This is a genomic window from Oscillibacter sp. GMB15532 (genome assembly GCF_041020825.1).
GTDB lineage: Bacteria > Bacillota > Clostridia > Oscillospirales > Oscillospiraceae > Oscillibacter.
Map to the genome: position 1 here is coordinate 261,386 of NZ_JBEVTO010000004.1, position 14,067 is coordinate 275,452.

A 14,067-nucleotide genomic window follows, 5' to 3' on the forward strand; every position below is an offset into this window, starting at 1 on the left:
GGAATTACATAAATTCTGTACGGATAATCCTTCCGGATTCAGCAGGAAAAAATATGGTCGCAACCATCGGCGTATGGATTACAGAAACAACTTTTATGATCTTTCGGCAACTGCGCTCAAGGGCGAATCCGGAATTTATAAAGAGGTATTTCCAACTTGAAACTATGTTGAAAACGAGCGTTCTCCACAACAGGATGAGCGCCCGTTTTCTTATGGAAGGGAGGTAAAAAATGGCGACCTCTTGGCTCAAGCCGCTGCATATCGGAAAGGGGCGAACGGTATCCACCGCCATCCGGGACATCATTGATTATGCGGAAAATCCCGACAAGACGGATAACGGCAGGCTCATCACCGGCTATGCCTGCGACACGCGGGTTGCGGACGAACAGTTTGTGCTTTCCAAGCGGCAGTATGATTACATTACCGGGCGCGAGCAGGGCCGCCACGATGTGATCGCTTATCATACCCGCCAGTCATTCAAGCCCGGAGAAATTACCGCCGAACAGGCGAATGAGCTGGGGTACGAATTGGCAATGCGCTTTACCAAAGGGAAACACGCCTTTGTGGTCTGCACCCACATCGACAAGGCTCATATTCACAACCATATTATTTTCAATTCCACCGCGCTGGACTGTGAGCGGAAGTTCCGAAACTTTTGGGGTTCCAGCCGTGCCCTTCGGCGGCTCAATGATCTGATCTGCGCAGAGCATGGTCTGTCAGTAATCCAGAATCCGAAACCATCCCGTGAGCATTACGGCGATTGGTTAGGCAAGGATAAACAGCCGTCCTTTCAGCAGCTTATGAAGCAGGCCATTGACGCCGCACTGGAGCAGAATCCCGCTGACTTCGACGCATTTTTGAAACTCCTGGCATCATCGGGAATTGAAGCTGTCCGCAGGGGAAAATCCCTTCGCTTCCGTGTGCTTTCGGACGGCAACCGGCCCGGTCAGGAACGGTTCACCCGCTGCGATACCCTCAAGGGGAATTACACGGAACAGGCCATTCGGGAACGCATCGCGGGCGTCCGCGTTGTCTCCTCCGGCGGGGGAAATACCACGATAGAAAAGCCGCTAAAACGGGTCAGCCTGCTGATTGATATACAGGACCGGATGCAGGCAGGAAAAGGCCCCGGTTTTGAGCGCTGGGCCAAGCTGCACAACCTCAAGGAAATGGCAAAAACACTGATTTTTTTGCAGGAAAATGGGCTGGACGATTATGCGGTATTAGCGCAGAAAACCAATGCTGCGTCCGCCATATTTCATGAGCGGACGGCAAAAATAAAGGCGGCGGAAAGCCGCATGGCGGAGATTTCCGAGCTGCAAAAACACATCGGAAACTACAGCCGGACACGGGAGGTTTATCGTCAGTACAAGGCATCCGGCTACAGTAAAAAATTCCGTGCCGAGCATGAGGCGGCTATCCTGCTGCACCAGGCGTCCAAGAAAGCTTTTGATGTTTTAGGACTTCAAAAACTGCCCTCTATCAACGCACTGAAACAGGAGTATGCCGCGTTGCTTTCCGAGAAAAAATCTCTGTACCAGAACTACCGACAGGACAAGGAAACCATGCGCCAGCTCCAGATCATGAAGGCCAATGTGGATCGCATTCTCCGCATCACGCCGCCTGCCCCCGGACGAGCCGAACCCCAGCGCTGACCGCCTCTGTTTTCATCCCTTTTTGTGCAAGTAAAAAGCGCCCCCGAAGGGGCGCGTAGCAGCGGCAAAGCCGCTTAACAGCCGGGAGCGAAAGCGGAGGGCTGACGGGGCTTGGGGCAGGGCACCAACGAGCAGTTTTTTCAAAAGGCCACTTTTGAAAAAACGTAAATGGCACGCCATTTGCATTGCTCGCGGGTCTAATCATTACGTGCTGATTAAAAGTTTTTGAAGATAACTAATCTAAACGGAACATTCCGCTTTCGTGCTATAACAACCGCTCCTATGCAGAAATATAATTGGAACAGTTTAATATTCCCAAGTTGGGAATAGGGTTCTCCCTGAACATCCTTCATTGGTAGCTTCCATAGAGAGAACAACAACTTTTTATGCAGTGGCCTGAAATATAAACCAGCCATCCTTAACCGAAAACTGAAATACACCGCCATACTTTTCCACAATATGAGCTATACTTTTTGTGCCAAAGCCATGCCCCCGTTCTTGTGATACTGGAAGCCCCTGCTGGAATACTGGCTCTACCTGATAGCTATTGTGTAGATCAATGCACAACTTATTATTTTTGGAATACATACGCAACCGGATGATGCGTTTGTTGCGGTCAGGTATCTGTTCACAGGCATGAATAGCATTTTCTAAAGCGTTTGACAAGAGCGAGCAAAGTTCAGTATCGCTAAAGGGAAGCAAATCAGGCAGTTTTGCATCCACTGACAGCATGATTTCCGCTTGTTTCGCTTTAGCAGCCAAAGCGGACAAAATCAGATTGACGGTTTCGTTTTCGCAAAAGCGTGTGGGTGTGATGGCATCCATGTCGGACTGGGCAGTTCGTAGGTAATCTTTAATCCCCTCTATGTGTTCCTTGGAGGCCAGCCCCTGTAAAAGCGCAAAATGGTGGCGCATATCATGCCGATAGGATGCGGCGTTCTGCTGTAACTGCCGCAGAGAAGCAAACTCTGTCTGCGCCAACCGAAACTGTGCATCCAACATATCCTTTTCTCTTTGGAGGCTTGCTTGCTTTTGTGTCTCAGCGTAGTAAAGGATAACAAACACAAAATAGAAAACGGATATTGTTGAGGGCATGAACTGTACCGCCCATTCGGCACCGCTGTAAAGCACATCGGTGTAGATGGCGGTTGTGTAGTCGAACAAATAATAAAAAAGCGGAACCCCGCCTAAAAACAAACAAGATTTCGTGGACTTTTCCATCAACTGCCGGACAGATCCGGCCACATATCTTTTCAAGAAACAATAGGCCAGAAACACGAATGCTATGTAAAAAATGTGGTCTGCAAGTCTGCTGCCCAAAGCGGCACCCGCAAGAAAACCAAACCAGCGCGGAGCTTGACAGCAGAGATAACCGGAAAGCACACTGACAGCGGATATGAGCCACGGACGCTTATAGTATAAAGAGAATATTGCGATCAGCGGCAGATGGATAATCAGCGGATACAGCTTTGATGTCAAATCCAATCCCAAAATCCACCAACTGGCAGTTTGAACGAAAAGGAAAATGACACAGAGCAAACCGACGGAGAGCCTGTTTTTCTTGGTGGATACTATTCCTGCAAAGAGAACGGACACCGTAATGCCAAAGACCAGAGAAACCCCAAATCGCAAGAGTCCTATCACTGTTACTGCCACTTTAAAGCACCTCCCCCCATCTTTTTATTCCCCTTCCATTTGATAATTCAGATATTGCTGTTTCATCTCCTTGGCCTTGCCCTGTGCGACAGGAACAGCGGAAAGAGTCTGCAAGGTGATCTGATGGTTTTCGATGGTATCCACATACTGCATATTCACAAGATAGGAGCGGTGAGGTTTGATAAAACACCCGTATTTCAGCAGGCTATCGCAGGCAGAGGAAAAAGATTCCGTACATTCGGCCACCTTGCCGGAGCGCAGATGATAGAGTACGTTTCTGCCGATGACCTCGACAAAGACCAAATTGGAGATCAGTATTTTTTGAATCCCCTCGTTGCTCTTTACGATGACGGCATCCTCTTCGTCTTTCGTTTTGATTTGCTCCAGCAGCTCATCAAAGGTGAAGAACAGCTTCTCCTTTGAGACTGGCTTGAGTACATAGTTGATGGCCTTTACCGAATAGCTTTCCAAAGCAAATTCAGGCGATGAGGTGAAGAATAAAATCGGTGCGGTTTTATCAAAGGTGCGAATTTCCTTTGCCGCATCAATGCCGGTAAAGCCCGGCATCATAATATCCAGGCAGTATATATCAAACCGCTTTCCTTTTTCCAAGGCTGAAACCAGCTCAAATCCGTTTGGAAAGACAGCGTGGTCACAGTTTAGATTTCTTGATGTTCGGTACAGGTCTATAAGCTGTACCATATTGGACAGCTCGTCAATATTGTCGTCACAGACCGCAATTTGCAGCATAAGCACACCTCCTGTTCTATTAGACTTCTTCGGAAACTCTCGCAGGCTCTCCCACCTGTAAATCGGGTAGTTGCCTATTACTGGGTTCGGATTTTATAACGGCATTTTTATCAGGAACATATTCCATGATATCAGAAAAGTCACAGTCCAAAGCGCCGCAAATCCGCGCCAAAATATCGACGTATATGTTTTCATCTTTTGATATTTTCAGAAGCGAACCGCTACTGATACCCGCCGCCTTGCATAGCTCGCCTTTTCTTATTTTTCTGTCGATCATCAGTTTAAATAATTTGCTATAACTGACACCCATAACACGTCTCACTTCTTTCTGAAAAACGGAAATCATTCGTTAATCATTTATACTAACAGCACACAGTATACCATCAAATTATCGCAAATTCAAGATAATATTCATGCGAACTCGTCGATTTTAGCGTAATATTGTGTTTTTCTAAATCTAAAAGAAAAAAGACAGGAGAGAGATTTTTTTCAAAATTATGTTTCATGTCGAAAAAAACATGTTTCATGCAGCGGACGGTTTTGCAGAGAGATTCCTGATAAATTGAACGTGGAACAATAAACGATATTTCGTTCAATCAAAAAGGAGGAACACGATTATGAAAAAGCGATTTATGGGCATTCTGCTCACCCTGTGCATGGTGCTTACCCTACTGCCGACAACTGTGCTGGCGGCGGAAGCTGTGACCATACTGTCATACCCCACAAAGACCGAATATACGGTTGGCGAGGGATTTGACCGAACCGGGATTAAAGCGACGGCTATTGTAGGAGGCGAAAAAAAGGACATCTCTGACGAAATCAGTTTCAGAAACTCCGGCAATGTGACGCTCAATCAAGGTACGGTATTCGCGTACACTGCGGGAAAGCAGGAGATTACCCTGCGGTGGACGGCTCCGGGCGAACAAACAAGCAAAATTGTGGGAAAATATACAGTTACCGTCACCGGCGAATATGTTGCCCCTGAGAAGACCGCGCCTGCACCAACTGAGACTACTTATAAACTGTATGATGCGATAGACAACGGCTGGTACAGCATCCGTCTGGGCCCCATTGGCGGTGGCGGAGGCGGTCTGATGTACGCCGGTGGGAACGACACTTTTATCAATATCGACTCCGAGGGCAAGGCATTCTTACGCACAGGAGGAAGGGCCACAAAATTTTATGTTGAGAAAAAACGCGTTGTAGACCGTGACTGGACTGAGATAACCATAAAAATGGCGGATGGGCGCTATCTGGGCGTTGCGGGCGAAATCGATGACAGAGCGATGTATAAGGTCGGGACGAACCCGGTCTACCGTACAAAGCCGGATGGCGACATTGTCGGGACACTTCCGTCAGACACTATTCTGGAAGTGACCGAGATCAAGGGCGACTGGGCAAAGGTAAAGTATGAAGGTAAGACATATTATATGTGGGCTGCCAGACTGACAAAAGTGAATGCGGGTGGCACGCGGGTAGCGGCTGTAGATAACCCTTATCTATGGCAGATATCTTTCGGCAACAATGTTGCTATGCGCCCCTCCGAGAATCCTAAAATGATGGTCCGTCCTGCGGAAAAAGAATACCCGGACGGAACGGGGGTTGTCCTGTCCGAATACATACCCAACTATACCGATATAACCTTTGAGGACTGGAGCAGACCCATTAGCAATGCTGAAATGGCGGGGTTCTTCTATGATGCGTTCAGTATTTTAGGATACCATTACCCCGCAGAAGGCCCGAAGGATTTGCATGAGAGTTTGCGCAAAGAAGGAGGGCAAGCTGAGGAATTCAGGGGCAGTATTGTGATTTGTTACGCTTGGGGTGTCTTTACTGATAAAAATATGAATTGGAGTGCGAATCCTACCTACGGGGAGTTTACCTCTTACTTAATTAAGCTCATGGACTACAACAAAAGCAGGAGCAGTACCAAATTTTCCGCTTTCACCGAGGACACCATCAAGAGCTTTGCCATCAGCGGCGACACAAGCGCAAACGCCAAAATAACATGGGAGCAGGCAGCGGCTCTCCAATACAAAACCATTCATTGGGCGGCAGCAGAACATTTGAGGTTAGGTGAATGGAGTGGACTTTTAGATAGGGTGGAATCGCTCATTTCGGCCGTGCCGAAGAACCTAACGTCCTCTGTGAGAGCATCCGGGCAGACACCCACACCGACACCCACCAACACCGTTACGGCAACGCCTACCAATACTAAGTTTATGTTAAACAGCGCGGAGGTTGCGCTGCCCGCCTACAGCATCGGCGGCAACAACTACGTCAAGCTGCGGGATGTGGGCGCGCTGCTGAAAACACGATTTGATGTGCGCTGGGAGGACGGTAAGGCGAAGCTGTATAACCATGCGACGTACACCAAGACGAGCGGCGAGCTTGCCGCAATCGGCAAAGAAAGTAAAAGTGCGACACTTAGCACCACAGATTTCGTGTGGGGTGACACCAGTGCGACGGTGACGGGACTGACCGCCTATACCATCGGCGGCAACAACTATATTAAGCTGCGGGACATCGCAAAGCTGTTTGACTTCGATGTGGACTGGCGTGACGGTAAGGCGTGGATTGAGCCTGATGTGTCGCCGTACACGGAAGACTGACCGCGCCGCCCCACGGTACAAACTAACCCCTAAAATTATGTTTCATGTCGAAAAAAACATGTTTCATGCAGCGGACGGTTTTCTGTGGCAGGGTTTGATAGAGTGAACGCATGGGACTTTGCCCTATACAACCCAACAGAAAACGGAGGATTTAGAAATGAAAAAGTTACTGGTACTTATCATGGCACTTACCATGACGCTGAGCCTTGCAGCCTGCGGAGGAAGCGATTCTGCTCCCGCAACGTCTCCTTCCACATCCGCACAAGTCGAGAATACGGAATTTACAGCAGAGCAGCAAGCCCTTGCGCAAGATTTTATGAGCATGGCAGAGGAATTTGATGCAATTGCTGACAAGGTAAATGCAAGCCCTGAGCTTTTGGAAAATGAAGAGCTTGTCACTGCTATGAATGACCTTTCCAGTGAAATTATCAAGGCGGACGAATACTTTGCCAGCCCTGAAACACTCACACCGGAAGTGATGGGTGCCCTGACGGTAGCCATTGAGGTAGGCCGTTCCTTCATTGCTGAAGCCGGTGCCGCTTTAGACGAAGTCAGCCAGTGATAGTCCCTGAACACCGCAAAAGCAAAAAAAAATGGAGGAATTTATGATGAAAAAATTATTGATACTTATGGTGGCACTTGCCATGACACTGAGTCTTGCAGCCTGCGGAGGAAGCGATTCCGCACCAACCTCCACGCCTGACACATCGGAGTCTGCTGCGTCGGACATCACGCTTGTTAACAAGGTAGCAAATTACACTGCGCTGCTTGTTCCCAGCGATTTTGGCGAATTTAGCGACAAAGACGGCTACGCTGTGGCTGAAGGTCCCGATGCCAGCATTGTCGTAACACCTACATTCCCATCGGATACATGGATTGAGGATGTGGCCGAGGACTATATGCTTGAATCACTGGGGGATACCTATTCCAACATCAAGGTGCTTGCCTTTGATAATCCTGCTAACATTGCGGGAGTGGATTCCTTATCCTTCCTCTGCACAGGAGACAGCAATAACAGCGGCAAAAACGTAACCACTTGTCAAATTATTTTATACTTCGCAATTGATGGTCAGAATTGCGAGCAGCACATTGTTTTTACTTACACCACAGGGGCAAATTCCTCCCTTGAGGCAAATTTGGCCGATATACTTCCGAGTATCACATTGGAGTAATCACACATACCGGCAACAAACTGGGCAGACGGACAAAATCGTAGTCTGTCTGCCCATTAAAAAATAAAAAAGGAGACTTTATTATGCTGCCAACTTTCATCACAATCGCCGTAATGATTGCGGCCGTTGTTCTATGGATCATCTCCACCCAGCGCAGACTGGTGGTGCTGGATGAGAATATCAGCAATGCCATGAGCCAGATCGGGGTGCAGCTTTCCAGCCGCTTTGATGCGCTGACGGCCCTTTTGGATTTGACAAAGGGCTATGCCAGGCACGAAAGCGAAACGCTGATTGAAACCATCAAATCAAGAAGAAGCGTCATCACGGCAAAATCCACGCCGGATGATGTGATGCGTCAGGAAGGGGTTATTTCCGAAGCCCTGGGCAGGATTGCCATGGTAACGGAGCAGTATCCCGACCTGAAAGCCAATCAAAACTATATCAAAACCATGGACGCGGTACAGACCTTTGAAAACATGGTACGCACCAGCCGCCTGATTTACAACGACAGCGTGACCAAATTAAACCGTGAAATCCGTATGTTCCCGGTCTCTGCCATTGCCGGGATGCTGGGTTTTGGGCAAAGAGAATATCTTGTGGAGCAGGCTGACAAGGCGGATATGCCCAGCATGAAATGAGGTGCCCCATGCGCAAAAAAGTAAGCGGATTAATTCTATGCTTTGCCTTGTTATTTTTCCTTCCTCTACCGGCTTTTGCGGCAAATCAGGTCAATACCATGGATATTCAGGCTGTCATTTACGAGGACGGCTCCATGTACGTGACCCAAGTATGGAATGGAAGTTTTGACGAGGGAACGGAAAGCTACATTCCCATGAACGCACCCGATTATCTGACCATCAGCCAGCTTATAGTCTCCGACCAAAACGGTGCTTATGAAACCGTGCCGGAGTGGAATATTGATTGGAGCTTTGAAGAAAAGGCGAGAAAATGCGGCATCCATGATACCGACAGCGGGTATGAAATCTGCTTCGGCATTAGTAATTACGGACAAAACCGTTATGCCATTGAATATAAGCTGGACAATGCGGTGGGCGGCTACAGCGACAGGGACGGCGTAAACTTCCGATTTGTAAACGATGGGATGAACACCACCCCCACCGATATGAAGGTGGAAATCCGGCTGGCGGATGGTACGCCCATCACTGAGAAGAATGCCAAAATATGGGGATTTGGCTATGACGGTCAGGTGGAATTTTCAGATGGCGCTATTATTGCCTACACGGAAAGCCCTCTTGCTCCCGAAAACCATGTGACGGTACTGTTTTCTTTGGAGAAAGGCATCCTGTCCCCTTCACGGCAAGAACCGGGCAGCTTTGAGGAAGTAAAAGAAACTGCCTTTTCAGGCAGCGATTACGGTGATACCGGTGAAGAAGTATCCACATTGGAAGCGATTGTTACGATGACTCTGTCCATCGGACTTCCCATCGGGCTGATAATTTGGTTTTTCAGGATGAAAAAGAAACGTGCGGAGAAAAAAAGGCAAAGATTCGCAGAGCGGTTCGGGTATTTCAGGGAACTTCCCAACGGCGGCAATCTGAGCGCCACCTATGCGCTGGGACGGCTGTTTGAGGTGTGTGAGGATGGCGCTATTCTCTCCACAGGAATGCTGCGGTTAATCCAGCTTGGCTGCCTGTCCCCGGTGGAAACGCAGGAAGTCGGGTTTATGGGTAAAACCAAAGAAACCGTAAACCTGCGGCTCATGGGCAGCCAACATGACAGAATGAACGAGTATGACGAGTACCTCTATACGGTGCTCGAAAGCGCAGCCGGTTCGGACACCATCTTGCAGGCAAAGGAGCTGGAACGCTTTGCAAGTCAAAACGACAAGCTGCTGCGTACCTACATACAAAAATGCGACAGCGCGGGCAGAGCCTATTTGAACCAAAAGCACTGCCTGAAACGGTGGGATATGCCGGTAAGGCTCACCGATCTGACGCCAGCCGGTGAACAGGAGCTGGGCGAGCTGATGGGGCTGAAACGGTATCTGACGGATTTTTCACTGGTTGCCGAGCGCGGCATCAAGGAAATGCCGATTTGGCGGGAGCTTTTGACCTATGCCATGCTGTTCGGCATCTCCGATCAGGTGGCGGAGCAGATGAAAGCACTATACCCGCAAATTTCTGCCGAGCTGACCGATTATAGCGGGAGCATGGCGACCGCCTATTCCTACCACTATTTGCTTTACAGCAATATGAAGAAGGCCGAGGAACAGCGTGAACAGGAAAAGCGCAGCGGCGGAGGCGGCGGATTTGCTTCCCTTGGCGGTGGCGGCGGCTCCATTGGCGGCGGTTCGGGCGGAGGAACAAGATAATGAGAACAAATGGAGGAAATGATGATGGGTCTATTTACTAAAAAACCCCCTTGCCCCATCTGCGGCGGCAAGATTCCACTGCTTCTGCCATCGAAAATTGAGGGCGAATATATTTGTAACGACTGTTATAACAAGATTGATATGGATGCCGACAAGGAAAGCAAGCTGACAATGCAGGGCTTTCGGGAATATCTGGCATTCTGCAATCAAAACCAAATACTGAAAGACCAGTTCGTGGTTTCTGAGCGGATTGATTTCGGCCTTTGGGATACCAAAATCATCTTTGATTACCAGAACAAGTGGTTTTGCATGAGCAAACAGCCGGACAAGACCGTGTTTGAAGGCAAACAGCTAAAATCCTTTACCATTAAGGAGGACAGCGCCCCTCTGTTTGAGGGTTCGGCGGCGGGTATACGCCGTTATGCCAGCACCGTAACCGAGCGGGTTATGGCGATGGCACCGCAAATCGCACAGGTGGCAGCGAGCAAGCGGACGGCACGAACCCTTGACAGACTGGACGACGGCAAGGCAAACAACTCCGTACCAATGCAGTATTTTGACGTTCCTGAACCCTTTCAGGCGTTTAACGTGGAGCTGCATTTCGACCACCCCTACTGGACGGTGCTCCAATGTGATATGGACGGCCCCAGGTTTGATAACAACCTCCCGGATGTGAACAACTACCTTCGCTCCTATCAGCAAAGCATAGAAGAACTTGAAAAGCTGGTGGCTGCACTCAAGACGGTGGCCTTTCCCGGCGCAGCCGAGCAGTCTATTGGTCCCGGTATGGTGGGAATGGGGGCGTTACACACCAACATGGCTCCGCCTGCCGACGCCATCGAAGAAATCAAGAAATACAAGGCGCTCATGGAGGACGGCGTGATTTCCCAGCAGGAGTTTGAGGCAAAGAAGCGCCAGCTCCTTGGGATTTGAGGAAAATCAACCTGTCTATGCGGAAGGGGGGCATGACATGACCTACGCCTGCGAGGACTGCGGCTTTTTATTCTGCCGGGTGGGAGCGGTAAAGGAATGCCCTTCCTGCGAGAAACCCAATATTCGCCCCGCCACCGGGGAAGAAGCCGATAGGCTGCAAAAACTTTTGAAACAAGGAAACACAAATTTACAAATCAAGGAGGGACAGACCATATGAACAAACGACTATTCAGTATGTTTCTTGCGCTGTGCATGATAGTGTCCATGCTGCCGGTATCGGCAATGGCGGAGGAAATCCATACAACCGTTGGCGGGAGCGGAGAAATTATCAGCTTTGCACCGCTGACAGAAACAGAAAAAACGGTATCACCGGGCAAATCCGGCGAGGATTTAGAATTGCCCGAAACACTGACCGCCACAGTGCGGACAGCCGTGCCTGCCGATGAAAATCCTGTGCAGGATTCCGGCAGCCCGCAAACGGCAACCCCCGCAACGACAACGGAACCCGAATGGGTGGAAAACACCGTGGAGATTCCGGTGACATGGGTTTCACTCGACTATGACATGAATACCGAGGGCGAATATGTCTTCACCCCGGTGGTTGAGGGCTATACGGTAAGTGTCCCGCTGCCGGAAATTGTTGTGACTGTGGGTGAAGTGCCGCCAATCGCGGCGGCGCGCGGGTTGGCTACTCCCATGTCTACCACCAATTACGGCATATGGGTTGGCGGCGTGGAGGTGACCAGTGCGAACAAGGATAACATCGCCGGAATGGGTATTACCGGAAACGTCACCTATGACAGTGACACAAATACCCTCACACTGAACGATGCGAATATCACAGGTTGTTATACCGCAGGCAACTATGACTACGGTATTTACCACAGCAACAGCTCCATGGTCAACAATCTTATCATCAATTTGGTAGGAACAAACACGATTACGCTTAACGCCCGGGAGTTACAAACTGTGGCCGGGATTTACTCTGAACAGTCGGAAGGAAGTCTTACTTTCTGCGAAACTGGAAGCGGCTCACTTAGCATATCTGCTCCTAATATGGCGATATACGGCGAAAACGCAATAACCATTAGCAGCGGCACAATCAATGCGACAGGGGGGCCTGTGGGGATTTATAGTAGAGGTCAAATGACGATTAATGGCGGAAACGTAACCGCCGGTGGAACGTCATACGGGATTGGGTGTAACAACTCGCTGAGTATCACCAGCGGCACGCTCACCGCAACCAGCGGAACGCATGCGATAGTTTTCACTGACGGTTCGCTTAGTGCGAGTGATGGTATGCAGGTGACGGCAAGCGCCAATGAGAACGGAACCAATCAAGAAACGTATAATGCGGCGAATCTCGCAAACTACAAATACATCAAGGTTGAGCCGGGCGCAACATCGTCTGTGCCTACGGAGGTTGGCGACCGCACAGCTCTCCAGTCTGCCATAAGCGATGCGGCAGGCGATTTGAATTTGAAGCTTTCCGATAGTTATAGCGACACTGGGACAATCACAATTCCCAGTACTTTTATTCACAACATTACCATTGACTTAAACGGCAAAACCCTTAACGGCGGTTCTGCTGCCGCTATCACACATCAAGGTGACGGGACGCTAACCATTACCGACAGTAGTAGCGGCGGCACGGTGACAAGTACTACAAACAGTCAGGGGACGATTGCTGTGGTTAATGGCGGTACCGTGGAACTATTAGGCGGCACGGTGAGTAACAGTAATTCTGCTGGCGGCGCTGCGGTTTACACCCAAAACGCAACCTTAAATATTCGCGGCGGCGTGGTGAGCGCGGCGGGGGATGGCGGTGTTGCGGTTTGGGATAGCAGCAGTAGTATCTTAAATATCTACGGTGGGATGTTGAGCGCTGCAGGGAGTAGCGGTAATGCGGTTTATAGCACTAACGTTGACAGCCGATTGAACATATCGGGCGGCACAATAAGTGCCGCCAGCAATATTGCGATTTATCACCAAAACACTACTATTAAAACTGGAACAATTATTATTCAAGGCGGCACAAAAGCAATGCAATCTGCGCCGACATTGGAGAGCGGCGTGCAGGGTATGGCAAGCACAAACATTGATGGAAACGATTCGGTTGCCTACAACGTGGCGGATTTGGCAACCTATAAATACATCAAGGTGGAGCCTGCGGCTGTTACCCCCGTACCTACCGTTACTTCGGTATCGGTGCCGACGTACGACACTTATTTGTCCGGAGAAAATTTGAATTTCACAGTAACTTTTGACAAGAATGTGACTGTAAACACCTCCAGCGGCACACCGTATCTCTCGCTGACCATCGGCAGCGCGTCACGGCATGCCGACTATGTAAGCGGCAGTGGCACAAATCTGGTCTTTCGTTATACGGTGCAGGCGGGCGACAGCGACACTAACGGCATCAGCATCGACTCGCTAACCCTCAACGGCGGCACAATCCAAGATAGCACAGGAAATGATGCGAATCTGACGCTGAACGGCGTAGGCGACGTGACCGGCGTACTGGTGAATCCCCCGGCACCTTCTATCAGCGTCCAGCCATCCCCTCAAACGGTGAACGAAGGGCAATCGGCTACTTTCTCGGTTACGGCGACCGGAACGGGTTTAACCTACCAGTGGCAGGTTAACACCGGCTCAAACTTTACGACCATCACGGACGGTGGAGTATACAGCGGAGCCAGTACGTCGACGCTGAACATCACCAGGGCAACCGCAGGGATGAACGGTTATCTCTACCGCATCGTCGTTATAGGTACATACTCGCCTATTGCTACCTCAAATTCAGCCAGACTAACGGTAAACGCTGCGCCCAGCTACACCATCACAGCCAATCCGACCACCAAGGATTTTGGTTCGCTGTCAGCGGGCTACAGCGCCCCGGCAGCACAGACCGTCACCATTACAAACACTGGAAACTCCAGTTTGACGCTGACCCAGCC

At 49.8% G+C, this 14,067-nt stretch carries 11 protein-coding genes; 8 read left to right on the forward strand and 3 right to left on the reverse strand.

The features are described from left to right. Nucleotides 1–230 precede the first annotated feature (230 nt). Nucleotides 231–1,655: a relaxase/mobilization nuclease domain-containing protein gene (locus ABVS15_RS06930; protein ID WP_369283007.1), complete on the forward strand. Its 1,425-nt coding sequence runs from the start codon at nucleotides 231–233 to the stop codon at nucleotides 1,653–1,655. Between the two features lie 384 nt (nucleotides 1,656–2,039). On the opposite strand, the gene ABVS15_RS06935 is transcribed toward ABVS15_RS06930, so the two are convergent. From ABVS15_RS06935 to ABVS15_RS06945, 3 genes are read right to left on the reverse strand one after another with little or no spacing between them, the layout of a single operon-like run. Continuing rightward, complete coding sequence (locus ABVS15_RS06935; protein ID WP_369283008.1) at nucleotides 2,040–3,311, reverse strand: sensor histidine kinase; 1,272 nt, start codon at nucleotides 3,309–3,311, stop codon at nucleotides 2,040–2,042. A gap of 24 nt (nucleotides 3,312–3,335) precedes the next feature. Beyond that, complete coding sequence (locus ABVS15_RS06940; protein ID WP_369283009.1) at nucleotides 3,336–4,061, reverse strand: LytR/AlgR family response regulator transcription factor; 726 nt, start codon at nucleotides 4,059–4,061, stop codon at nucleotides 3,336–3,338. 19 nt (nucleotides 4,062–4,080) lie between these two features. Beyond that, nucleotides 4,081–4,371, reverse strand: coding sequence for a helix-turn-helix domain-containing protein (locus ABVS15_RS06945; protein ID WP_369283010.1), 291 nt, complete (start codon nucleotides 4,369–4,371; stop codon nucleotides 4,081–4,083). Nucleotides 4,372–4,678: 307 nt separating this feature from the next. On the opposite strand from ABVS15_RS06945, the gene ABVS15_RS06950 reads away from it, so the two are divergent. The 7 genes from ABVS15_RS06950 to ABVS15_RS06980 all read left to right on the forward strand — a co-directional run. Further along, nucleotides 4,679–6,673, forward strand: coding sequence for a hypothetical protein (locus tag ABVS15_RS06950; protein ID WP_369283011.1), 1,995 nt, complete (start codon nucleotides 4,679–4,681; stop codon nucleotides 6,671–6,673). Nucleotides 6,674–6,830: 157 nt separating this feature from the next. Then, the gene (locus ABVS15_RS06955) at nucleotides 6,831–7,235 is read left to right on the forward strand and encodes a hypothetical protein (protein ID WP_369283012.1); all 405 of its coding nucleotides are present in this window, start codon (nucleotides 6,831–6,833) and stop codon (nucleotides 7,233–7,235) included. 43 nt (nucleotides 7,236–7,278) lie between these two features. Further along, nucleotides 7,279–7,845, forward strand: coding sequence for a hypothetical protein (locus ABVS15_RS06960; RefSeq protein ID WP_369283013.1), 567 nt, complete (start codon nucleotides 7,279–7,281; stop codon nucleotides 7,843–7,845). Between the two features lie 83 nt (nucleotides 7,846–7,928). Then, complete coding sequence (locus tag ABVS15_RS06965; protein ID WP_369283014.1) at nucleotides 7,929–8,483, forward strand: LemA family protein; 555 nt, start codon at nucleotides 7,929–7,931, stop codon at nucleotides 8,481–8,483. Between the two features lie 8 nt (nucleotides 8,484–8,491). Next, entirely contained in the window at nucleotides 8,492–10,177 is a 1,686-nt protein-coding gene (locus ABVS15_RS06970) for a DUF2207 domain-containing protein (protein ID WP_369283015.1), read from the forward strand. Nucleotides 10,178–10,201: 24 nt separating this feature from the next. Then, nucleotides 10,202–11,110: a DUF4428 domain-containing protein gene (locus ABVS15_RS06975; protein WP_369283016.1), complete on the forward strand. Its 909-nt coding sequence runs from the start codon at nucleotides 10,202–10,204 to the stop codon at nucleotides 11,108–11,110. 213 nt (nucleotides 11,111–11,323) lie between these two features. After that, nucleotides 11,324–14,067, forward strand: a 2,744-nt coding sequence (locus ABVS15_RS06980) for a beta strand repeat-containing protein (protein WP_369283017.1), incomplete at its 3' end; no start/stop codon positions are given.

What these genes read in the sequence shown, in the direction of transcription:
- ABVS15_RS06930 (WP_369283007.1), top strand. Translation starts at nt 231, where the DNA reads ATGGCGACCTCTTGGCTCAAGCCGCTGCATATCGGAAAGGGGCGAACG.
- ABVS15_RS06940 (WP_369283009.1), bottom strand. Translation starts at nt 4,061, where the DNA reads ATGCTGCAAATTGCGGTCTGTGACGACAATATTGACGAGCTGTCCAAT.
- ABVS15_RS06945 (WP_369283010.1), bottom strand. Translation starts at nt 4,371, where the DNA reads ATGGGTGTCAGTTATAGCAAATTATTTAAACTGATGATCGACAGAAAA.
- ABVS15_RS06950 (WP_369283011.1), top strand. Translation starts at nt 4,679, where the DNA reads ATGAAAAAGCGATTTATGGGCATTCTGCTCACCCTGTGCATGGTGCTT.
- ABVS15_RS06955 (WP_369283012.1), top strand. Translation starts at nt 6,831, where the DNA reads ATGAAAAAGTTACTGGTACTTATCATGGCACTTACCATGACGCTGAGC.
- ABVS15_RS06960 (WP_369283013.1), top strand. Translation starts at nt 7,279, where the DNA reads ATGATGAAAAAATTATTGATACTTATGGTGGCACTTGCCATGACACTG.
- ABVS15_RS06965 (WP_369283014.1), top strand. Translation starts at nt 7,929, where the DNA reads ATGCTGCCAACTTTCATCACAATCGCCGTAATGATTGCGGCCGTTGTT.
- ABVS15_RS06970 (WP_369283015.1), top strand. Translation starts at nt 8,492, where the DNA reads ATGCGCAAAAAAGTAAGCGGATTAATTCTATGCTTTGCCTTGTTATTT.
- ABVS15_RS06975 (WP_369283016.1), top strand. Translation starts at nt 10,202, where the DNA reads ATGGGTCTATTTACTAAAAAACCCCCTTGCCCCATCTGCGGCGGCAAG.